Raw genomic sequence first — 21,421 nt, 5'->3', positions numbered from 1 at the left:
GATTTTTTCTGAAGAAATAAAGGATTGCCTCATTTACTTATGGAAGACCTATGATGAGGTGAAATAAATGAACGGAATCACGATTCTTGAAAACTTTACACAGCTTGGACAAATCATCCTCATGATTTGCGGCTATACCCTTTATTGGCAGCTGGTGAAAACGAAGAAAGAACGAAAGCTGTCTCCTTATGAGCGCATGTTAAAATTCTTTGTCATGTTCGGTTTCATCTCGTGGGTGGTATCCTATTGGGCGCTGGCACTTTGGGCGTAAATTGAAAAAAGGAAGAGCTGTCCATGGAGGTACGCTCTTCCTTTTGCTGCACGTTATACTATGAACCTGCCGGCTGTTCTTTCTTGATCACATATTGGTAGCTCTTGACATGCGTTCCATTTTGGTTCACAAATTCTTTATCAAACGCACGCTCAAAGCCCATTCTTTCATATAGGCGAATGGCAGCCTGCATTTTATCAGATGTATGAAGATACAGGACATTTTCGCCCCATGATTGCGTCAGTTCAATACTTTTACGCAGCAATGATTCTGCAATGCCTTTTCCCCTCACATCGGGATCTACTCCTAAAAACCGGACGATGGCTGATGTAATGCCCATTTCAGGTTTGTCATACGCTTGCTCTGATGACCGGAACATTTGAAGCGTCCCCACGACCTTGCCGTCAAGTTCCGCTACCAGCATCAGCTCCATGTTCGGATTATCTACAGCTGCTGCAAGCGCGGCAGAATAATTTTGCCAGCCTTCCTCTGTAAATTGAGGCTCATACTGTGCATAGGATTTGATCAGCACGCGTGTGATGGCCTCATGATCTTCTTTGACTGCTTGACGAATGATCAGCTCTTGCTGCTTCATGTCAGCACCTCCTGCTCTCTATTAGTGGGTATACGTATCATGCAATCACTGCATGTGATCGTCTTACTCTTTTCTCTACTCATTCAATGTAAAGAGTCTCATTCGAAAGATCAATCATTTTGCATGGAATCATCTTTGAAAATTTTTCATTGAAAAGGAACGCTTGATTCATTATGCTGTGTGGAGGAAGTATACGAGGAGTGTTGTCATCATATGAGTTCTTTATCCTATCCCCAAGAATCGAAAAAAAATCGATTTCTCCTTGCCGCATTGCTCGGATCTTTAACAGCCCTTGCTCCGCTGGCAATGGATATGTATTTACCTGCTTTGCCTCATATTGCTCGTGATTTTGAGGCGAGCACGGCTCTGTCCCAATTAAGTCTGATGGCTTGTCTCATTGGACTGGCGCTTGGCCAGCTGATTGCAGGCCCGATCAGCGATACGATCGGCAGAAGAAAACCGCTGATGATTGGCTTGATCATCTTTATTGCGGCATCCCTTCTTTGTACAGTGGTCACATCGATTTGGACGTTCATTCTTCTTAGATTGATTCAAGGACTTGCTGGTTCAGCAGGCATTGTCATTGCACGAGCTATCGTGCGAGATCATTATGAAGGATCAGAAATGACGAAATTCTTTGCACTGCTGATGTTAGTCAACGGGGTTGCTCCGGCAGCTGCACCTATTGCAGGCGGACAGATTTTACGCTTCACAACATGGCAGGGTGTATTTGTACTACTAGGAATCCTCGGAGCATTGATGCTGCTGAGATCCATTTTTTCACTGCAAGAAAGCTTACCCGCGGAGCGTAGACAGACCGGGGGCTTTCAACAGATTGCAGGTGCGATGAAAATTTTAGCCAGTGATCGTCTCTTTGTTGGGTATGCCCTTTCGCAAGGTCTTGTATTCGCAGCGATGTTTGCCTATATTTCTGGTTCGCCGTTTGTGCTTCAGGAAATTTTCAACCTTTCTCCACAAGGATTTAGTGCAGCCTTTGCGGTAAATAGTCTTGGAATCACCACGGCTGGACAAGTATTTGCCCGAGTCGCTGCGAAAATCGGTGAAGAGAAAGTCCTCCGCATTGGATTGCTGACAGCTGCATTAGGCGGAGTCACTTTATTTTTGATGATCTCGATTGATGCAGGATTATACGGCATTCTGATTCCGCTGTTTTTTGTTGTCTCAAGTGTTGGAATTGTCGGCACCTCTGCGCCGTCTCTTGCGATGCAGCATCACGGAGCGCATGCAGGAAGTGCAGCTGCACTGATCGGTGTTGCGCAAATGCTGCTAGGCGCTTGCATGACACCTCTTGTCGGACTAGCCGGAAGCCAAACAGCCTTTCCAATGGGTCTGATCATTATGCTTTGTGATCTAGGCGCACTTTGCTGTTATTTCTTCTTTGTGGCCCGAGCGAAAAAAAGACCCGCATAAGCGGGTTTTTTCATTTATTATGGCTTGCTCCAATTAATGGTGCGGAACACGTTGCTCTGGTCATTGTGATATGCATCTAGATCAAAGCCTGATATGCCAAAACCAATTGCCATGACAATTCCTCCGGCAACGGTGAAGATGATCCCCCATTTGATGCATTGCTTTTTTAAATCATTCACATTCATACTCTCACGACCTTCTTTTTAAACATTCCCAAGAATGCCTTAGTGGTTTGAATAGTCATTTGCACAAATAGCTTTGTCAAATACGCCGTGGCTATGCCGAATAATAATCCGGCACCTAATAGAAAAATACCAACACCAACCTGCGTCACCACCACATGCAAACCGTCCTGAAAAATAAATGGAGAACCAATGATGCTCCAAAAACCGCCGAGCAGACCAGTAAGCGTCAATGCACCTGTCACGAGTGGAATGCACCAAATCACCATATACACAGAAAGAATCAGCAGGAAGACTGTTGCTAGAATACTGCCCCATAACGGAAAGCCTAAAATGAGAATGGAGAGTCTCGTCGCTTTTTCTCCAAGCGTCGGCACCTGAACGGTTTTGATTCCTTGTTCCTTCATAATTCCTTCAGCGATCATAGCAGGCTGCCCGACTTGGTGAACCGCTTCCTGTTCACTGTAGCCATCTTCCTGATAATCCTCAATCATTTCATCGTAGTATTCGATAAACCGATCACTGTCTTTGTCGCCTAGAAGATGCAGATGCTTCTTTAGGCTGCTCAAAAATTCTTTTTTATTCATTGCCCTGTCCTCCAGAAATAAAGTCGTAAATCGCCATCACCTGATCCCATTCCTCTAAAAACTGCGCCATATGCTCCCGCCCGCTTTCTGTCATGCGGTAGTATTTTCTTAATCGACTGTTATGTTCTTGGGAATAGGTCTCCACATAATTGTTTTGCTCTAAACGCTTTAAAATCGGATACAATGTCGATTCTGAAATCTCAATACAATGGGACATATCTTTAATGATTTGATAACCATAGGAATCGCCTTTCTTTAATACCGCCAGTACACAAAATTCCAGTAATCCTTTTTTTAATTGTGCATTCATGTTTACAACTCCTAACTCTTTATACTATATATTACATAGTATTATGTGACAAGAGGTATAGAGAATAAAAAAAAGACCCTTTTTAGGATCTTTTAGCTCTTTGTCTACTTCTCATTTTTATATATTTACAAATCCTTCTCCGAACACATCGCGTACGTCATGGACAACCACGAATGCGTCTCGATCTATTTTCTTAATAATTTTCTTAAGGCGCATGAGCTCCTGCTTTTGAATGACTGCGTACAGAATTTCCTTCGATTCCTTTGAATAATGACCGCGTCCGTTTAAAATCGTTACGCCTCGGTCCAGGGTGTGATTGATTTCTTCCGCAATATCATCTTTGCATGAAGAAATAATCGTCACTGCCTTTTTCGTGTTAAGTCCTTCTATCACAAAGTCCATCACTTTTGTCGCCACGTACAGCATCACAATGGTAAACATTAATTTTTCCGCACCAATAATAAAGTAGGAAGCAAATACAACGATCAGATCAAAGAACAAGATGGCATAGCTCACGTTCCAGTCTAAATACTTGTTGGCAATTCTTCCGAGAATGGCAGAACCCGCCGTTGTTCCGCCTGCTCTTAGTACAAGACCAATTCCAATACCAATGATAATTCCTGCAAAAATCGCTCCAATAATCAATTCATGTACATTCACGACCCATGTTGTGGTCAGGTGTAAAAATAGGGAGTTACTTGCAACGGCAACCACCGTATAAATCGTGGTCTTTTTGTCCAAGTATTTATATCCCACAAGTAATAAGATCGCATTCAACACAAGGTTCGTCAGCCACGGTGCTATTTCAAACAAATAATAAAAAATGATGGACAGCCCCGTGACACCGCCTTCACCAAATTCAAGCGGAATGACAAACATGTTCACTGCTGCGGCAAATAAAAAAGAACCAACTAGAATCATCGCTATATCTTTTACACATTTTTTCAATTTCTTCTTTCCTCCTTTTTTAAGCATATAAAAAACCCTCTTTCTGCACGAAAGAAGACAGTCGTTGGACAACATAAAATCAAAAGACGGCGCCTTTTGATGAAGCTTTCTGAAATCAATCTTTCCATAATATATATCTCTTTTTAGAGGCTGTCAATGACTTGGTTTTCTATTATTTTGACTGCATTTTTATGCATCAAAACCCGCATGTTTTCTGGGTTTTTCCGCCCTATGATGCTTTTTCCTCTCCTTGACAAAAACACTTTAGTCATTTAAACTACTGCCTCATATCATACCCATCATTTCCGATCTAAAAAGGAGGCTGTTTGATTCCAATGAATCCTATTCAAAGCCGTTTACAGGCTCACGCACCTTTGATTTTAGACGGTGCATTAGCAACAGAGCTTGAACGAAAGGGCTGTAACTTAAACGATCGTTTATGGTCAGCCAAAATACTTATTGAACAGCCACAATTGATTCAGCAAGTACACTTGGACTACTTCCAAGCAGGTGCTGACTGCGCAACAACCGCCAGCTACCAAACAACGATTGAAGGCTTTGCTGAAAAAGGCTATTCAAAAGAAGAAGCGATTGAACTCATGAAACGCTCTGTCACTTTAGCGAAAGAGGCACGCGATCTTTTTTGGCAGGATGAAACGCGTCGTGAAGGGCGGACAAAACCATTTGTCGCTGGATCTGTGGGGCCATTCGGCGCTTATTTGTCTGATGGTTCAGAATATAAAGGAAATTATGGTCTCTCAGAGCAGGCTCTCATTGATTTTCACAGACCTAGAATTCAGGCGTTAGTAGAAGCGGGGGCAGATATTCTTGCATGTGAAACGATTCCTTGTCTGATTGAAGCAACAGCCATTGCAAAGCTGCTGCAGGATGAATTCAGCGGGGTATCTGCTTGGATCACATTCAGCGCAAAGGATGGCCTGCACATTAGTGAAGGTGATTCCATACGAGAATGTGTACAGGCGCTTGAGCCTTATGAACAAATCGCTGCTGTCGGCGTGAACTGTACGCCGCCGCAATTTATTACTTCTCTTATTCAAGAGATGAAAAAGGGAACGAGCAAACCGATTGTGGTTTATCCAAACTCAGGTGAAATATATGATCCTGAAGAAAAGGTATGGAACGGAGATACGTCTCATCTTACTTTTGGGGAATGTGCGCATCAATGGTACAAAGACGGCGCGCATATCATCGGCGGCTGCTGCCGGACGACCCCAGAAGATATCAATGACATCTTAAAACGAACCACATCATAGCATCATGAATCATCACACATACTTCTAAGCAAAAGGGCGGGAAGACATGGAACAAGCAAAAGATCAGTCACAACAATATCAACGAAAAATGACGAGCCGGCACCTGTTCATGCTTTCTCTAGGCGGCGTCATTGGAACAGGGCTCTTTTTAAGCTCTGGGTATACCATCAATCAGGCCGGACCTGCGGGGACCATTCTTGCCTATCTTGTCGGGGCTTTAATTGTCTACCTCGTGATGCTTTGTTTAGGCGAGCTGTCTGTCGCAATGCCGGTCACAGGGGCTTTTCATACGTATGCAACAAAATACATTGGACCTGGTACAGGCTATACGGTCGCTTGGCTATACTGGCTGACGTGGACAGTGGCACTCGGTTCGGAATTTACAGCGGCCGGACTATTAATGCAGCGCTGGTTTCCAGACACTTCAGTTTGGATGTGGAGTGGCGTTTTTGCTCTTCTCATCTTTTTACTGAATGCATTTACGGTCAAGTTTTTTGCAGAATCAGAGTTTTGGTTTTCCAGTATTAAAGTGATGGCTATTATTCTCTTTATTATTCTTGGCGGAGCTGCAATGTTTGGTTTGATTCCACTAAAGGGCGGTGAGGCCGCTCCGTTCTTTTCTAATTTCACTGGCGAAGGCGGACTTTTCCCAAACGGCTTTTTACCAATTTTAATGACGATGCTTGCTGTCAACTTTGCTTTTTCAGGTACGGAGTTGATTGGGATTGCTGCGGGTGAAAGCGTCAATCCTGACGAGACCATTCCAAGAGCAATTCGCACAACCGTCCTGCGTCTCGTCCTGTTTTTCGTTGGAACGATCGTTGTGTTAGCTGGCTTGATTCCAGTAGAAGAAGCCGGGGTGATCAAAAGCCCTTTTGTCGTGGTATTTGATCGTATCGGGATTCCTTATGCCGCAGATTTCATGAATTTTGTCATCCTGACTGCGATCTTATCTGCCGCAAACTCAGGATTATACGCATCATCCCGTATGCTTTGGTCGCTTTCTGAGGAACGGACACTTCCTAAAAAACTGGCGAAGCTGACGTCAAAAGGCATTCCTTTGAATGCACTCATTTTAAGTATGATCGGTGGTATTCTTTCTTTGCTATCGAGCGTGATCGCACCAGAAACGGTATACCTTGTCCTAGTGTCAATCTCTGGACTGGCCGTTGTCGTCGTATGGATGGGGATTGCTGCCTCACAGTTTATGTTTCGGAAAAGATTTTTACAGGAAGGCGGACAGCTTCATGATTTATCCTTTAGAACACCGCTCTATCCAGTAGTTCCGATTGCAGCCTTCCTCCTATGTCTTGCATCTGTCATTGGCATTGCGTTTGACCCAAATCAGCGGATTGCCCTCATCTGCGGCGTTCCTTTCATTGCGTTCTGCTATGCTGCCTATTACGTGACAGCTTGGATTCAGAAAAAACGAGAAAAACCTGGTGTATAAACTAGACTAACCTAGTCAAATGGGACATAAAAAAACACCCTTCAAGTGATACACTTAAACTAAGTGCTAATTTGGAGGGTATTTTTTATGAAAAAAAACAAATATTCAGCTGAAATAAAATGGGCGGTTGTGAAAGATAAATTAAGCGGGCAGTTTACCAATCAACAAATTATGGATAAATATCATATAAAGAATGTATCTCAGATTAAAACATGGATGAAGTGGTATCGAGGAAATCAGTTACATCGATTCGATCAGCCAATTGGAAAACAATATAGCTTCGGGCATGGACCTGACAATGTATCCAAAGAGGAAAAAGTGAATAGGCAGGTTGAACACCTTAAGATGGAGAATGAAATTCTAAAAAAGTATTTGGAGATCGTAGAGGAGTTGAAAAGGGAGTAACCTTGTATTTGATCGAGAGATTACGGAAGAAATATACAGTAAAGTCTGTCTTAAGTATTTTGCAGGTCGCCAGATCGACCTATTATCGTTGGGTATCCGAAGGAATACGTAAAAAATCACAAGTGGAGAAGGCTGTTATTTCCTTATGTACCGAAACGTCGTTCCGGTACGGCCATCGTAAGATCCGAAAGCTACTTCAGCGTCAATATGATATCAAACGAAACCGAAATACTATACAGCGCATCATGCAAAAATACCATCTTCAATGTCGTGTGAAGCGTAAAAGGAAATGGAAATCAAAAGGGGAATCTGTCATCATTGCCCCAAATATATTAAATCGAAACTTCACCGCAATACACCCGAATTTAAAATGGGTAACAGATATTACTTATATTCAGTATGGACCAAGAACGCTCTACCTTTCGACCATTATGGATTTGTACAACAACGAAGTTGTTGCCTACACCCTAGATGATCACCAACAGACATCACTCATATTGGACACATTGAGAGCAGCTTTAGAGAAAAGGAATTCGCCTAAAGGTGTACTTGTGCATTCAGATCAAGGAAGTGTATACAGTTCGTATGCATATCAAAAGGAGCTGGGGGTAAGGAACCTCACAAGCAGTATGTCTAGACGAGGTAACTGTTGGGATAACGCAGTGATTGAATCATTCCATTCCAGCTTAAAATCAGAGGAATTTATGTTTACAAAGTTCAACTCTATATCAGAAAAAGATGTCAGGCAACGAATCGACCGTTACATCAAGTATTATAATGAAGAGCGTATCCAAAAAAAATTAGGCTACCACGCACCAAAAACATTTGGTAGCATGGCAACCTAATAAGGGTGTTTTATTTGTGTCTCAATCTGCTATGTCAGTCTAAACATCAGGTTTTTTCATCTGACAAAAAAGGATATCGCTAGTAAAAGAAGCACACTTTGGTATATGATAGGAATCTATGATTTTCAGGATGAACCAAGGGAGTTGTCGTGAATATGGAAATGACCATTACAAGAGCATTAAGTGAACTGAAAATGTTAGATAAAAGAATCAACCGAACCGTTGATGAAGCCGTACTTGGTGGATTAATGATCGGCAAACATATACAGCACGGATTTCAGAATCAAGAAGAGATTGAAAAAAAGGCAAAGGCTGATGATCAATCGATTCGAGCTTTAATCAAACGCCGGAATGCCATCAAATCAGCCATCGTTGTATCGAATGCAACCACAATGATTGATGTGGCGGGTGTCCGTATGACGGTGGCAGAGGCGATTGAACGAAAGACGTCGATAGACTACGATATTCGTTATTTACGGAAAATGAAACAAGTGTACAAAGAGCTGGTCGACAAAGCTGAACAAACGAATGAAGATGTAAAAAAGAGACTTGATCAGCATTTAGAAACCTTGTTTGGGAAAGATGGAAAGACACAAGCGGCTGCCAACCAAGAGATCGTGAAGTCTTTTCTAGCTGAAAATGAGGCGGTGATCATCGATCCGCTTCGCCTTCGAGTGAAAATTGAACAGCTTTCGAAAGAAATTGAAGATTTTCAAATGGAAGTTGATTTTTCCTTGTCTGAAAGCAATACACTAACGAAAATACAGATCGATTAATTGATTTTGTTAGTGAGCCGAAAATCGATAGGACTAAACACCTCCGAGGGAAAGGTCATTCCCTCCTCATCTGATGATCATCTTAGGATGATCCTTGATAAAAGCTCAAAGCTGAACGTTCAAGGATCAAAGTTCAAGTGTGAAAGTTCTTATCTATCAAAGCTCAAGATTAAAAGTTAAACGCTCGATCGAATCTGGGAAGAACGGCTGATGAGTATTTGTTTATTGACTCTTTCGGTTGCCGCCCAGCAGGTTTGCTAACAAAAAAAAGGGCTAAAATGATTTTCATTTTAGCCCTTTGCAGCGTGATAGAAAACCTTTGCAGTCTAGGAAGGACGAGTACTGGAACGGAGCGAATTTGACATTCGTGAGTACCGGAGCGCAGACCTGACACAGAATGCGAGGGTTTGTCTACACGCTGAAGGATGTCATCAAGTGACATCCTTTTTTCTATGAGATTAGTAACGTGATGTATACGCCAAATGGTACACACTTGTGACATTTGAAGATAGTTTGATGTCGTTTGACGTGAACGTCACTGGAACGATATCGTAGTAATGTGTTGACCAGCCTGCATTATTGTATGATTGGTAGCCTGCACCTGCAGGAACTTGAAACGTCAGCGAAAACTGTCCATTCTCATCTGTTGTGCCTGTCGCTGTTTGAGCATATGATTTGATGGCTGCTTCAAAATAAAGCTTGATCGGCTGGTGAGGCATGAGGTTTCCGCTTGCATCTTTTAGTGTCCCTTTAAACGTAGCTGGATAATAAGAACCCACGCGATATTTACTGCCATAGCCGTAATTCACTATTCCACTATCAGCTGCTGTGACACTCGTTACTTCTACAGATGCTGGTACTGCACCTGTTTCTTCAGCATGTGCAAAGGTTGGGAATACGAGAAGTAATGATAGAACGAAAGCAAACATGATTTTTTTCATCGATAAATCCTCCTTTTTTTCCTACTATATTACTATCGACAGGAATTGGTATTTTTCCAGTATAAAACAAAAGAACTTCCCTTTTTTAGAAAGGGAAGTTCTTCTTTTATTTTTTCACAACCACTTTTACCGCTTTGCTTTCTCTTTTTCTCACATCTGATGCGGTCACATATAAAACCGTTTTGGCTTTTTGTGGTTTTATTTGGGCAGTAAATGCGCCCTTGCTATTGGTTTTGACTGTTTTGATGACTTTCTTTGATTTGTTTTTCACTTTAATGGTCAAACCTGCACCCGCAGTCCCTTTGACCGCTTTACTTTTGACGGTTACTTTGCTGACTTTCGGCTTAGCAGGTGCTTTGCCTTTTTTCACGACGGTTTTGAGCGTCGTAGCGGCCTTTCCTTTTGACATTTTAATGTGAAGGACCTTGTTTTTGTTCTGATGCTTAATCTTCACACTAAAGGTTCCTTTTTTGCCTGCTGTGCCTTTTCCAAGCAGCGTTTTGCCTCTATACACAGAAATAGCAGCACCGGCTTTTGCTTGACCTGTCACCTTTTGATGCTGATCTTCCACTTTGTTCACTGATGCATTCAATTCGACAGCACTTAATGCAGCAAATGCATTCAGTCTGCCATGTCCTGTCATCCAATCAATTCCTGGGATTTTCGGATCGACAATTGGCTCCTCGTTTTCATCATAGAAAACGTCGTCTTTTCCATCAATAGATTTAAATGAGATGTCATCTGCTGTACTTTGCAAAAGATTTCTCACTTGATTTGGCTTTAAGGATGGATTTTTAGAAAGCAGTAACCCTGCTGCTGCTGCCACATATGGTGTCGCCATTGATGTCCCGCTAAGGTATGAGACATTCCCATCAGGCATGAGGCTCGGAATATCCGACCCTGGTGCTGACATGCTCAGTCCTTTGCCATAGCTTGAGAACTCAGCGGCAATATCCATACGGTTGCTTGCGCCAACCGCCATTGCGTATTTTGACGTCGCAGGGTAGCCCATTTCTGGTACGCCATCATTTCCACTTGCCACGACGACTAGTACATTTCTTTGAGCAGCATAATTCATGGCATATTCAATCACTCTGCTGTAGTAGCCGCCAAGGCTCATGTTGATCACCTTTGCGCCTTTGTCCACTGCATGCTTGATCCCAAGTGCAATATGCTCTGTATCGCCAAAGCCATAGGCATCCAGCACCTTCACCGGAATGATGCCCGTATGTTGGTTGAGACCTGCCATTGAGTAATGATTATCGGATTTTGCGGCAATGATGCCTGCCACATGCGTACCGTGTCCATTGTCATCAATCGCATCTTTGTTTCGTCCAATGAGATTCGCACCTAAGTCTGTACGAACAGTCCCGTTTAAATCTGTCAAACGGCTGTCTACACCTGTATCCACAACAGCAATTAATGTCTGCTTCATTTTGCTTGTGCCAATCAGTGTATTCATTTGTTCAAATTTGACGTCAGCGCCTTTTTTCCCGCTGTTTTGCGCACTGTTTTTCAGCGGCCACTGATAAGCATACTGCGCGTCGTTGCTTAGCGCACGATAAGTTTGAACAGGCTCTGCAAATTCAACATTCGGCATGCTCGAAAGCTTTCTTGCCGTGCTTTTGATGACCGCTTTGCCTGCTTTTAGTGTCTTTCCAGCTGATTCTTGCCCTGCTGGCACATCATAGACATACATTCCTTTGAATAAAGGACTAACTGACTGTGATGTCACACGGTTTTCTTGGATGCCGTAGCTTTTCATTTTCTTTTTCGCAGATTGAAGTGTTTGGCCATCCTTTAATTTAAAAATGATCTTATTCGTTTTAACTTTCTCTTCTTTTACAAGATTTTGTTTCTCTAATACATAACCTACTGACTTTCCTTCAAGCTGATCAATGCCAATTTTTTGACTGACGGCTTCTAATTCCTTTTTTAAATATGCCGGACTTGCTTCTTTGAGCAGATCAAAAAGGGAGCCGATCGCCTGTTGTTCTTTTTCTGTTACGATATGACCGCTAAATGCACCATTTTTCTCTACGTCACTTAGCAGTGTTTTTAATGTGAGCAGATGGTTGTATACCTTTTGCTGCTCTTTTTGATGTTTGATGAGCTTTGATTTGAGAAACGGTTTTGTCTTTTGGAGCAGACGCGAAAGCTTTTGACCTTCTGCCGTTTCATTGAATCGTTTATCTTCGATTGTACGAATCGATTGAAGAATTTCACGCCCGTACTTTTTCTCAATAATGATGATTTCAGGCTCATCTTCTTCAGGAAAAACAGGTTCAGAAGGCGGAAGATTAGCTCCTTTATATCCGATTGTATAGGCCGCATCCTCTTCCTCATCACGGCTGTCTTCCTCTGACCCTAAATAGAGCACTTTGACATAATAGGGACCTGACCATGCATGCGGGAAGTTGATCTCTGTCTCTCCGCTCGCTGTGTCCACGCGATATCTTGAATATGTGTCATCCTTCATCGCTCTGTCCTTACTTGGATAGACCGATACGGACAGCACTTGTTTACTTTTCACAGAAATTTGCATGTGTGTATGTTTTGCCACCTCTTGTGCAGTTGGCGTGATTTGATACCATGACTCTTCCTTTTCATTCTGTAATGTACCTGAGATGACTTCACCATTTTTTAACCCAATGGCTTCATTGACACTTGTTCCATGACTGGCAGCTGCTGCCTCGTATCCAGGTAATGCTGCCATACATAGAATGATGGCCATGAGTATGATCACACAGGATTTGACCTGCTTTTTGAACATGAAAAGACCCCCTTATCTTTTATGATACCTTGGAAGAATATCACAGAAAGACATTTAGTAGAATCTGTTTTTTACATAATTAAACTCGTTTTAAGCTAGGATTTGAGATATTCAGTCAGCAAGACAGATAGCTTCATAAACTTTTTGCCATTTCAAACGGAAAATGATGCTATTTAACCATACTGAAAAGTACATTACAATCAACTTGTAAGCGCTTAACAAACAAGAGAGAAGGGATCAGCTTGTTCCAAAAAGATCATGTTTTCACACAAGTAAACGGACAATCAAAGAATGAGATTTTACAATACATTTCCGAGAAAGCTGAAGACCTTCAGATTACAAACGATCAGGCGGGGCTATTAGCAGATTTGTTGACACGCGAAGACGAAGTCTCAACAGGACTTCAGCAAGGCTTCGCCATTCCACATACAAAAAGCTCCGCTGTACAAACGGCTTCACTTCTTTTTTTAGAACTTGAACAACCCATTGAATGGGGAAGCTTCGACGATTTGCCCACAAGCTATTTATTTACACTGCTCGTTCCACTAGAAGAAGCAAATATCACACATCTGAAATTACTGTCAGGTATTGCGACCAGTCTAATGGAACCTGCTTTTATCGAGAAGATTCAACCAGGTCAAACAGCTGATTACTATTACGAAGTCATTGAACAACAATTGAAAGAGGGGATTACACAATGAAAATTGTCGGTGTCACTTCATGTCCAGCAGGGTTAGCTCATACTCCAATGGCGGCCAAAGCGTTAGAAAATGCAGGTAAACAGCTCGGACACGAGATCAAAATCGAACAGCAGGGGATTATGGGACAGGTGAACGGCATTACAGTAGAGGAAGCACAGCAGGCAGACCTCTGCATCATTGCCTCAAATCAGCATATCAACGATGCGGAACGCTTCTCAGGCATTCCCACTGTACGTGTCGAGATCGGACGTGCCTTAAAAAATGCCGAGCAAATTATCACCAAAGCTGTAGCACTTGTAGAAAAGAAAAAGTCTGAATCTCAATAAACATGAGCAATGCCATATAGAAAGGAGCAAAGAAAATGAAAGCAAAATTAAAAGTCATTGAAGGCCATCTCATGACCGGTATTTCTTATATTCTTCCTGTAATCATCGGCGCCTCACTTATCGTTGGTTTAGCAAAACTGGTCGGATTAGGGTTTGGTGTTTCAGATTTAAACACCTATAAGGATGCTGGCGGCATACTGCACAGTGCCTATTTAATGGAGCAGGTCGGCTGGACAGGCATTGGCTTAATGAACGTTCTGCTCGCTGGATTTATCGCCTATTCCATTGCGGATAAATCAGGTCTTGCAGCCGGTTTTATCGGCGGTGCTCTCGCCAGCTCAACCAATGCTGGTTTTATTGGTGCCGTCATTGCAGGCTTCTTCGCAGGATATGTGGCTCTTTTTGTGAAAAGAAAAATTCAAATTCAAGGCTCTGCAGCTGGGCTCGTCCCTCTGCTCATCCTGCCGCTTATTACCGTTGGCTTAACCGGACTTCTTATGTCAGTTCTTCTGGGCGGCCCATTAGGCGCTTTGAACACGGCATTAATTGAATGGATCAAAGGTATGGTCGCTGATGGAACAAGCACACTCGCACTCGCTCTCATTTTAGGTGCGATGATTGGCTTCGATCTTGGCGGACCGGTGAATAAATCAGCGTGGATGGCTGGTAACGCCCTCTTTCTATCAGGTGTCTACCTCCCTGCCATTCTCGTCAATATTGCGATTGTCATTCCACCGCTTGGATACGGGCTTGCGACATTGATTCGAAAACGCAACTTCTCCCCAACCTTTAGAGAAGCAGGACGAGGCGGCCTTGTCATGGGCATTATCGGTATTACGGAAGGGGCGATCCCTTTTACCCTCGTCAATCCTTTGAAATTGATTCCGCTCAATGTTGTCGCATGTGCTGTTGGAAGCGGGGTCGCTGCATTATTAGGAGTTCATGACATCATGCCGCCAATTGGCGGGCTATACGGCTTCTTCTCAGTCGGAAACTGGTGGGCTTATTTAATCGGAGCTCTAACTGGCGCACTCGTCATCGGTATTGGCGCCAACCTGCTTGTGAATTTCTCTGAGAAAAAAGAGCCAAAAACGCCGGAACATGATCAGAAGCAAAAAGAAGAAGACGATTTTGACCTTGTGCTAGAAGGATAATTTGAACGAAGAAAGGTGTCGTTGATCAATGACTGTCAATGTACATGTGATTCCACATACTCACTGGGACCGGGAATGGTATTTCACCACCTCCCGCTCCCGTATTTACTTAATGAAAAGCGTAATGGACATCTTAGATACCCTTGAAACAGATGAAAGGTTCCATTACTTCATGCTCGATGCCCAGGCTTCCTTATTAGATGATTATCTGAAATGGCGGCCAGAGGATGAGACTCGAATCAAAAAGCTTGTCACAGCGAAACGTCTCATCATCGGCCCATGGTATACCCAAACCGACCAGCTCGTCATTTCAGGTGAATCGATTGTGCGGAACCTGCAATATGGGATTGAACGCTGTCAGCAGTTCGGCCACGTGATGAAAGTCGGCTATGTCCCTGATTCCTTCGGTCAATCCGCACAAATGCCTCAAATTTATCGCGGCTTCGGCATTGTCGATACGGCATTTTGGCGCGGTGTTTCTGACCATATGACGAACCATACTGAATTCAATTGGCTCGGTGCTGACGGCAGTGAAGTCTTTGCTGTGAATCTGCCATTCGGCTACTACTACGGTGGAAATATCCCTGAGAAGGATGAGGATTTACAAGCCTTTTTATCTGAAAAGATCGGTGCACTGCAAGCAAAGGCAACCACAAAAAATGTCTATTTCCCGAATGGCTTTGACCAAGCACCGATCCGCAAAAACCTGCCTGATTTATTAGAAAAAGCCAATGAACTTGACGAGCATCACTATGAAATCAGCAGTTTAGAAGATTATATTGCAGCAGTGAAAAAAGAACGGACATCTTTTGAGACATTACACGGAGAGCTTATTCACGCGAAGCATATGAGGATTCACAAATCGATCTTTTCAACACGAGCGGATTTAAAAATCTTAAACAATCAAATTGAAAACTATCTCGTGAATGTGATGGAGCCCATCCTAACGATCAGCTATTCTCTCGGACACGACTATCCGCATGATACGGTTCGCGATATTTGGTACCTCATGTTTGAAAATGCAGCGCATGACAGCATTGGCGGCTGTAATAGCGACACGACAAATCAAGACGTCTTCTTCCGCTACAAACAGGCAAAGGAAATCGCTGAGAATCTTGTGGACTTACACATGCGTCTCATCGCTATTCGACTGCAAACAGAGCAAGAAATCACATTCACCTTGTTCAATACCCTGCCTTCAAAGCGTTCTGAAGTCATTGAAGTCGAAACCTTTATCACGGAACGTCCATTTACGTTAAAGGATGCTAATGGAAGAACGCTTCAGTACACAGTGAAAAGCAAAACCGATGTCACAGATTATGTGCTGGCACAGCAAATTTCTCTTAACCCAAGTAAAGAAGTGTACATGCCAAAGCAAGTATGGAAAGCTGTGCTGCTGATTGAAGCCCTCGACTTACCGTCAGTTGGTTATACACAGGTCAGCATGGTCTTCGATGAATCAAGTGAATCGGCATGGGAACAAACTGAAGGACGCGTGATTGAAAATATGTATTACCGCATTGCGGCAAATGACAACGGATCACTGGACATCACAGATAAACAAACTGGCCGGACATTCTCTGAGCAAATGATCTTTGAAGACAACGGAGATGATGGGGATTCCTACAACTATTCACCCCCTCGTGAGGACCTGTATGTGTCATCCAAGGATCTTTCATCAGCAGACATCTCAGTGGCTAAAAGCGGCCTGCAGCAAGAGCTGACCATCAAGCTTCAGCTCACTGTCCCGTATGACCTAGAGGAGCGCTCTCAGCAATCGGCTTCGACTTCACTTCCGATCACAGCGAAGATAGCATTAAACAAAGACGATGCTGTCATCCGTTTTCATGTAAATGTCGACAACCATGCGTTAGATCATCGCCTTCGTGTTCATTTTGATACAGGCATCGCATCAAACGTATCACTGAGCGATCAGCAGTTTGGTACAATCGAACGCCCAACAGAGCTCACGCAAGAGCTTGAATGGTGGAACAATGAACATTGGGAAGAAAAACCGATCACCATTGAACCGATGCAATCCTTTGCCGCACTTCGTGATGAAGCATATGGTGCCGCTCTGTTGACCGACTGCGTGAGAGAATATCAGATCACAGGAGAAGGCTACACAACGATTGCGTATACGCTCTTCCGCTGCTTCGGAAAAATGGGGAAAGAAAACCTTCTTTACCGTCCAGGACGCGCATCTGGGGAAAAAATTGTTGATACACCAGATGCTCAGCTGCAAGGTGCACTGTCATTCTCATTTGGTATGCACTATGGCAAGGACGCAGTCAGCGAGGGACACTTAGCACAGCTTGCCAAACGGTACACCACCCCTGTTCAATGCTACGAGCGGGCAGACTTTTTAAACGGTCGTTTAATTTTCTCTTTCCGAGATGAAAAAGAAGACTTACAATCTACTTATAGCCTGCTTGACATCGAGACAGATGGAGCCATTCTAAGCGCTCTGAAAAAAGAAGAGCATGGAACAGGCATTGTCATTCGTCTCTTCAATCCATATTTAACGCGTCAAACAGCCGCTTCAATCAATAGTTCATCTCTACAACACGGAGAAACAGCGAATTTAGGAGAAACACCTGAAGGACATATACTCAAAGCACAACATGGATCATTACACATTGAACCGCTTACACCTTGTCAGGTACAAACCTACATTGTAAAGAAAAAATGAACATGTAGGGGCGGGATCCATTGGATTCCGCCCCTCTTTAATGGAGGGCATTGATCATGCGAATTGGAGGCATTGAAGCAGGCGGAACGAAATTTGTCTGCGGCTACGGAACAACAGACGGAACGATTGAACACATGACTTCCTTTGCAACAGGGAATCCAGATGAAACATGCCGGCAAGTGATCGATTACTTTACACAGCATCGTGTCGATGCCATTGGAATTGGGGCATTCGGACCTGTCGATGTGAAAGAGCAAAGCCCAAGCTATGGGACGATTTTAGACACACCAAAAACAGCCTGGCGCCAATTCCCTTTCCTCTCTACCTTAAAACAAGCCCTCGGGATCCCGATGAAGCTTGATACCGATGTGAACTGTGCAGCACTCGGAGAAGTCCGTTTTTCAACTGAAGCAGAAAAGCCTGCCTCCTTGGTCTATATTACTGTTGGGACTGGAATAGGCGGCGGTGCCTATATTGAACATCGCCTCATTCACGGATTGCTGCGTCCAGAAATGGGTCATATCACCGTTCAGCGGCATCCTCATGACACTTACGGAGGCTGCTGCCCTATACATCATGACTGTTTAGAGGGACTGGCATCTGGACCTGCCATAGAAGGACGCTATCATACACTGGCACAAATGCTGCCAGAGGATCATCCAGCCTGGTCACTTCATGCTTACTATCTCGGGCAAATGACTGCTAACCTGCTGCTCACCCTTTCACCAGAACGCATCATTCTAGGTGGAGGCGTGATGAAACAGCCGGCTATGCTGCCGCTTATTCTTGATGAAACAGACAAACGGCTTCACGGCTATTTGCAGCTGCCAAAGCCTTTACATGAAATTATCACAAAACCATCCTTTGATGGATTATCTGGTTTAATGGGCGCCATCGCTCTTGGAACTGATGCCTTACAGGCGCAAGGAGCCGCGCAATGATGATGACGGCAGATCCTCGAACCTATCAGCTGATTCAGCGGCTATTTGAAACGAAGGGGTTCGTGAAGCTGGAGGAGCTCACTGCCTCTTTTCGCTTATCTGACCGCTCTATCCGCAATTTAATCAAGGAAGCAAATGAGTATTTAAAGGAAACTGGGGCCATGATTAAAACGATTCGCGGGAAGGGATATACTCTTTTAACGAGTGACCAAGATGCTTTCTTACTTTGGCTTCATCAGCAAAAGCTTCCTGCCCGCTCTCTTGTCCCCGTCATGCCAGAAGAGCGTGTACGATTTATGATGAGAAAGCTGCTGCTTCAATCAGATTACTTAAAAATTGACCAGCTGGCTGAAGAACTGTTTATCAGCCGCATGACGGTCAGCAGCGATTTAAAAAAAGGACGAGAGCTGTTAGCCCGTTACGGCATGACCCTTGTATCAAAGCCTGGATTTGGCTTAAAGATTGAAGGAGATGAGCTGCAAAAAAGAACGTGCTATGCAGACTTACTTCTTGAGGAAGAGCCTGCACTCTCTCATATCACCGAGCGGGAGCAGCTCCATTTTCCTGATATTTCTCTTGAAACCATTCGATCTATTGTGTTGACGAACCTGCATCAAGAGTCATTGCTCATTAAAGATATTGCCTTAAAAAATTTAGTCATTCACTTAGCCATTGCGATTCAGCAAACACGAAAAAACCAGCGGATATCCGCCAGTACCGCCCGCACACAAAGATCACCCGTTTTGATGAGAATTGCACAAAAAATCATACAGCAGGTGAGTGACACTTTTTGTGTGACCTTATCAGAGGATGAAACAGATTACTTAGTCATGCATCTATTGGCGAATCAAACGTGGAAAGAAGCCGCCCAGCATCAGACGACAGTGGAAGTTCAGCAGGCGGTTACAGTCTTTTTACAGCACATTGAAAAAATAAGCGGTCATCGTTTTGCTGATGACAGCATCCTACAGCAAGACTTAATGCTTCATATGAAGCCATTATTAAATCGAATCCAATATGGCGTATCATTACAAAATCCGCTTTTACATGAAATCAAAGCGTCCTATCCTTACCCGTTTGATTTGGCTGTCAGCGGACTGAATGCCTTACAGCTGGTGCGGACGCCAAATGAAGATGAAGCGGCATATGTTGCCCTCCATATCGCTGCTTCATTTGAAAGAAGTCAGCTCGATACCTCGCAAAAAAAGAAAGCCATTATCGTGTGCGGGTCTGGACTAGGGACGGCAAGGCTGCTTGAAATTAAATTGAAGGCAGCCTTTCAGCACGAGCTTGACATCGTTGAGCTCTATTCCTATCAGGATTATCTCATGAGCACCTCTTTGCCGTGTGACGTCATCATCACAACCGTTCCACTCACATCAAAGGGGAAACCAGTCATTCAGGTCAGCGCCTTTTTTGAACACCACGATATACAGCGTGTGAATGAAGTTATTCATTTATTAAATGGACACGGGGCACCCTCAAAAGAGCTGATGGCGTTTTTTCAAGAGCGATTGACTTTAATGAATACTGATCTAAGCAGCAAAGATGAGGTATTAGACGCATTATGCAACCGTTTAGAGGCACATCAGCTAGTATCGTCTTCTTTTCGGTCCTCGGTGCTTGAGCGGGAGCAAATGTCGTCTACCTATCTTGGCAGCGGCATTGCAATGCCGCACCCGCTCATCACAAATGGAGGCACCTCCTCTGTAGCCATTGCACACTTAAAACAACCGATTGACTGGCAGGGAGACCAAGTATCAATTGTCTTTTTATTAGCGATTCATAAGGATGACGCTGCCTGCATGAACCAATTCTTTGAACAGGCCGTCGATTTACTGGACAATCCAGACCGCATTCGTTCGCTCAAGCAAGCCAAAACATTTGATGAGCTGATGGATGCGTTGTTTCAATAAAATAGAAAAAAAGGCCGCCCAGTTGATCAGGCGGCCTTCGTGTTATCTAGATATACGTATTATCAATCGTATATGACATTTTTTCCTTCTTCACTTAATTTTTTTAAGGAGCTCACCATATGATTGATTTCTTCATCGGAATGTCTTTCCCATGCACCTAATTCTGCGACTATTTTCAACGGAGATTTCGATCGATAAGAACGTGTTGGGTTGCCGGGAAATCTTTTATCAGTCACATTTGGATCATTTTCAAACTCGCCTAACGGTTCTACAATATAAATTCTTTCTTTCGCATCAGACCTAGCTAATTCAGCACCCCATTTGGCCGCGTTTAGTGTTCCGGTGAAATAGATATGGTTCGATTTTTTATCCTGATAATTGGACAAGTACAACGGTTCAAGCAGATCGCCAATCTTCAATTCCGCTTTTGTCCCATGAAAAAACGGCCCAGGATCTAACACCTTTTGCTTGTCATTCATACAGCCACACCCCTCATCGTTTTTGACTTGCGTATAACAGTATACGGCTAGATATGGGCGAGAAACAGTCTATAAATTTCATTAAATTCGGGGTATAATAATAGTAGAGAGTTAGATGTGATTGTAATCTCCAGTCGCTATAATACCTACTGCAATCCAACCTCATTTTAAACCCAAAGGTAAGAGTTAAAGGGTTACATGTTAATATATTTATTCCTCTACACCTGCTTGTCTGTAAAACTGTGTTAACTCTCCCCAATCAAAAGAACACTTTTAGCTTATTAGATTAGCTTCATTAATAAAACATTTTGAATTTTTTATGAGATAAGAAATGTAATGAACATAAAATACAAAAAATGAATGAATCCCCTATATTACTCACATTACCTATCACAGTAAAATTCATCGAACGGATGCAAAAATA

20 protein-coding genes are annotated in these 21,421 nt (G+C 43.3%); 12 read left to right on the top strand and 8 right to left on the bottom strand.

All coding sequences use genetic code 11. From position 1 onward, the window contains the following. The first annotated feature begins 67 nt into the window (after positions 1-67). The gene (locus M1D81_RS01425; RefSeq protein ID WP_456265861.1) at positions 68-271 is read left to right on the top strand and encodes a hypothetical protein; all 204 of its coding nucleotides are present in this window, start codon (positions 68-70) and stop codon (positions 269-271) included. 58 nt (positions 272-329) lie between these two features. Here M1D81_RS01425 and M1D81_RS01420 read toward each other — a convergent pair whose 3' ends face one another. Beyond that, positions 330-866: a GNAT family N-acetyltransferase gene (locus M1D81_RS01420; RefSeq protein ID WP_456265862.1), complete on the bottom strand. Its 537-nt coding sequence runs from the start codon at positions 864-866 to the stop codon at positions 330-332. Between the two features lie 213 nt (positions 867-1,079). Here M1D81_RS01420 and M1D81_RS01415 point away from each other — a divergent pair, with 213 nt between their 5' ends. After that, the gene (locus tag M1D81_RS01415) at positions 1,080-2,297 is read left to right on the top strand and encodes a multidrug effflux MFS transporter (RefSeq protein ID WP_456265863.1); all 1,218 of its coding nucleotides are present in this window, start codon (positions 1,080-1,082) and stop codon (positions 2,295-2,297) included. A 17-nt stretch (positions 2,298-2,314) separates the two neighbouring features. On the opposite strand, the gene M1D81_RS01410 is transcribed toward M1D81_RS01415, so the two are convergent. From M1D81_RS01410 to M1D81_RS01395, 4 genes are all read right to left on the bottom strand, one after another. After that, a complete protein-coding gene (locus M1D81_RS01410) occupies positions 2,315-2,482 on the bottom strand; it encodes a hypothetical protein (protein ID WP_456265864.1) in 168 nt (55 codons plus the stop codon). Then, complete coding sequence (locus M1D81_RS01405; protein WP_456265865.1) at positions 2,479-3,066, bottom strand: DUF1700 domain-containing protein; 588 nt, start codon at positions 3,064-3,066, stop codon at positions 2,479-2,481. The genes M1D81_RS01410 and M1D81_RS01405 overlap by 4 nt, the downstream gene beginning before the upstream one ends. Then, on the bottom strand, positions 3,059-3,376 hold the full coding sequence (locus M1D81_RS01400; RefSeq protein ID WP_024424392.1) for a PadR family transcriptional regulator: 318 nt from the start codon (positions 3,374-3,376) through the stop codon (positions 3,059-3,061). The genes M1D81_RS01405 and M1D81_RS01400 overlap by 8 nt, the downstream gene beginning before the upstream one ends. Positions 3,377-3,493: 117 nt before the next feature. After that, positions 3,494-4,324, bottom strand: coding sequence for a YitT family protein (locus M1D81_RS01395; RefSeq protein WP_024424393.1), 831 nt, complete (start codon positions 4,322-4,324; stop codon positions 3,494-3,496). 335 nt (positions 4,325-4,659) lie between these two features. Here M1D81_RS01395 and mmuM point away from each other — a divergent pair, with 335 nt between their 5' ends. The 4 genes from mmuM to M1D81_RS01375 all read left to right on the top strand — a co-directional run bounded on the left by mmuM (position 4,660) and on the right by M1D81_RS01375 (position 9,074). Further along, positions 4,660-5,598, top strand: coding sequence for a homocysteine S-methyltransferase (gene mmuM / locus M1D81_RS01390; RefSeq protein WP_456265866.1), 939 nt, complete (start codon positions 4,660-4,662; stop codon positions 5,596-5,598). Between the two features lie 46 nt (positions 5,599-5,644). Next, positions 5,645-7,048: an S-methylmethionine permease gene (mmuP, locus tag M1D81_RS01385; protein ID WP_456265868.1), complete on the top strand. Its 1,404-nt coding sequence runs from the start codon at positions 5,645-5,647 to the stop codon at positions 7,046-7,048. Positions 7,049-7,135: 87 nt separating this feature from the next. Then, a protein-coding gene (locus M1D81_RS01380; RefSeq protein WP_456265149.1) for an IS3 family transposase occupies positions 7,136-8,298 on the top strand; the annotation gives its coding sequence in 2 pieces (ribosomal slippage) (positions 7,136-7,412 and positions 7,412-8,298; 1,164 coding nt in all). Between the two features lie 155 nt (positions 8,299-8,453). Beyond that, the gene (locus M1D81_RS01375; protein ID WP_456265869.1) at positions 8,454-9,074 is read left to right on the top strand and encodes a hypothetical protein; all 621 of its coding nucleotides are present in this window, start codon (positions 8,454-8,456) and stop codon (positions 9,072-9,074) included. 458 nt (positions 9,075-9,532) lie between these two features. Here the strand turns inward: M1D81_RS01375 and M1D81_RS01370 are convergent, their stop codons facing one another. Together M1D81_RS01370 and M1D81_RS01365 are read right to left on the bottom strand one after the other, a co-directional pair. Then, complete coding sequence (locus tag M1D81_RS01370) at positions 9,533-10,015, bottom strand: hypothetical protein (RefSeq protein WP_456265870.1); 483 nt, start codon at positions 10,013-10,015, stop codon at positions 9,533-9,535. Between the two features lie 106 nt (positions 10,016-10,121). Next, positions 10,122-12,788, bottom strand: a complete 2,667-nt coding sequence (locus M1D81_RS01365) for a S8 family serine peptidase (protein WP_456265871.1) — start codon at positions 12,786-12,788, stop codon at positions 10,122-10,124. Positions 12,789-13,030: 242 nt separating this feature from the next. Between M1D81_RS01365 and M1D81_RS01360 the strand changes: the two genes are divergently transcribed. From M1D81_RS01360 to M1D81_RS01335, 6 genes are read left to right on the top strand one after another with little or no spacing between them, the layout of a single operon-like run. After that, complete coding sequence (locus M1D81_RS01360; RefSeq protein WP_456265872.1) at positions 13,031-13,489, top strand: PTS sugar transporter subunit IIA; 459 nt, start codon at positions 13,031-13,033, stop codon at positions 13,487-13,489. After that, the gene (locus M1D81_RS01355; protein WP_456265873.1) at positions 13,486-13,815 is read left to right on the top strand and encodes a PTS fructose transporter subunit IIB; all 330 of its coding nucleotides are present in this window, start codon (positions 13,486-13,488) and stop codon (positions 13,813-13,815) included. The genes M1D81_RS01360 and M1D81_RS01355 overlap by 4 nt, the downstream gene beginning before the upstream one ends. Positions 13,816-13,850: 35 nt before the next feature. Continuing rightward, a complete protein-coding gene (locus M1D81_RS01350; RefSeq protein ID WP_456265874.1) occupies positions 13,851-14,969 on the top strand; it encodes a PTS fructose transporter subunit IIC in 1,119 nt (372 codons plus the stop codon). Between the two features lie 28 nt (positions 14,970-14,997). Continuing rightward, on the top strand, positions 14,998-17,661 hold the full coding sequence (gene mngB, locus M1D81_RS01345) for a mannosylglycerate hydrolase (RefSeq protein WP_456265875.1): 2,664 nt from the start codon (positions 14,998-15,000) through the stop codon (positions 17,659-17,661). Positions 17,662-17,717: 56 nt separating this feature from the next. Then, complete coding sequence (locus M1D81_RS01340) at positions 17,718-18,602, top strand: ROK family protein (protein WP_456265876.1); 885 nt, start codon at positions 17,718-17,720, stop codon at positions 18,600-18,602. After that, positions 18,599-20,518 carry a BglG family transcription antiterminator gene (locus M1D81_RS01335; RefSeq protein ID WP_456265877.1) on the top strand — a complete coding sequence of 640 codons (1,920 nt, stop codon included), beginning with the start codon at positions 18,599-18,601 and terminating at the stop codon, positions 20,516-20,518. The genes M1D81_RS01340 and M1D81_RS01335 overlap by 4 nt, the downstream gene beginning before the upstream one ends. Before the next feature lie 62 nt (positions 20,519-20,580). Here M1D81_RS01335 and arr read toward each other — a convergent pair whose 3' ends face one another. Beyond that, positions 20,581-20,997: an NAD(+)--rifampin ADP-ribosyltransferase gene (gene arr / locus M1D81_RS01330; RefSeq protein ID WP_456265878.1), complete on the bottom strand. Its 417-nt coding sequence runs from the start codon at positions 20,995-20,997 to the stop codon at positions 20,581-20,583. Positions 20,998-21,421 lie beyond the last annotated feature (424 nt).

The sequence above is a fragment of the Bacillus sp. JZ105 genome (genome assembly GCF_053903125.1).
This window is presented reverse-complemented; position numbering and strand designations above follow the sequence as displayed.

What these genes read in the sequence shown, in the direction of transcription:
- M1D81_RS01340 (WP_456265876.1), top strand. Translation starts at nt 17,718, where the DNA reads ATGCGAATTGGAGGCATTGAAGCAGGCGGAACGAAATTTGTCTGCGGC.
- M1D81_RS01335 (WP_456265877.1), top strand. Translation starts at nt 18,599, where the DNA reads ATGATGATGACGGCAGATCCTCGAACCTATCAGCTGATTCAGCGGCTA.
- M1D81_RS01405 (WP_456265865.1), bottom strand. Translation starts at nt 3,066, where the DNA reads ATGAATAAAAAAGAATTTTTGAGCAGCCTAAAGAAGCATCTGCATCTT.
- M1D81_RS01355 (WP_456265873.1), top strand. Translation starts at nt 13,486, where the DNA reads ATGAAAATTGTCGGTGTCACTTCATGTCCAGCAGGGTTAGCTCATACT.
- M1D81_RS01410 (WP_456265864.1), bottom strand. Translation starts at nt 2,482, where the DNA reads ATGAATGTGAATGATTTAAAAAAGCAATGCATCAAATGGGGGATCATC.
- M1D81_RS01365 (WP_456265871.1), bottom strand. Translation starts at nt 12,788, where the DNA reads ATGTTCAAAAAGCAGGTCAAATCCTGTGTGATCATACTCATGGCCATC.
- M1D81_RS01420 (WP_456265862.1), bottom strand. Translation starts at nt 866, where the DNA reads ATGAAGCAGCAAGAGCTGATCATTCGTCAAGCAGTCAAAGAAGATCAT.
- M1D81_RS01375 (WP_456265869.1), top strand. Translation starts at nt 8,454, where the DNA reads ATGGAAATGACCATTACAAGAGCATTAAGTGAACTGAAAATGTTAGAT.
- M1D81_RS01350 (WP_456265874.1), top strand. Translation starts at nt 13,851, where the DNA reads ATGAAAGCAAAATTAAAAGTCATTGAAGGCCATCTCATGACCGGTATT.
- M1D81_RS01415 (WP_456265863.1), top strand. Translation starts at nt 1,080, where the DNA reads ATGAGTTCTTTATCCTATCCCCAAGAATCGAAAAAAAATCGATTTCTC.
- M1D81_RS01425 (WP_456265861.1), top strand. Translation starts at nt 68, where the DNA reads ATGAACGGAATCACGATTCTTGAAAACTTTACACAGCTTGGACAAATC.
- mngB (WP_456265875.1), top strand. Translation starts at nt 14,998, where the DNA reads ATGACTGTCAATGTACATGTGATTCCACATACTCACTGGGACCGGGAA.
- mmuM (WP_456265866.1), top strand. Translation starts at nt 4,660, where the DNA reads ATGAATCCTATTCAAAGCCGTTTACAGGCTCACGCACCTTTGATTTTA.
- mmuP (WP_456265868.1), top strand. Translation starts at nt 5,645, where the DNA reads ATGGAACAAGCAAAAGATCAGTCACAACAATATCAACGAAAAATGACG.
- M1D81_RS01400 (WP_024424392.1), bottom strand. Translation starts at nt 3,376, where the DNA reads ATGAATGCACAATTAAAAAAAGGATTACTGGAATTTTGTGTACTGGCG.
- arr (WP_456265878.1), bottom strand. Translation starts at nt 20,997, where the DNA reads ATGAATGACAAGCAAAAGGTGTTAGATCCTGGGCCGTTTTTTCATGGG.
- M1D81_RS01370 (WP_456265870.1), bottom strand. Translation starts at nt 10,015, where the DNA reads ATGAAAAAAATCATGTTTGCTTTCGTTCTATCATTACTTCTCGTATTC.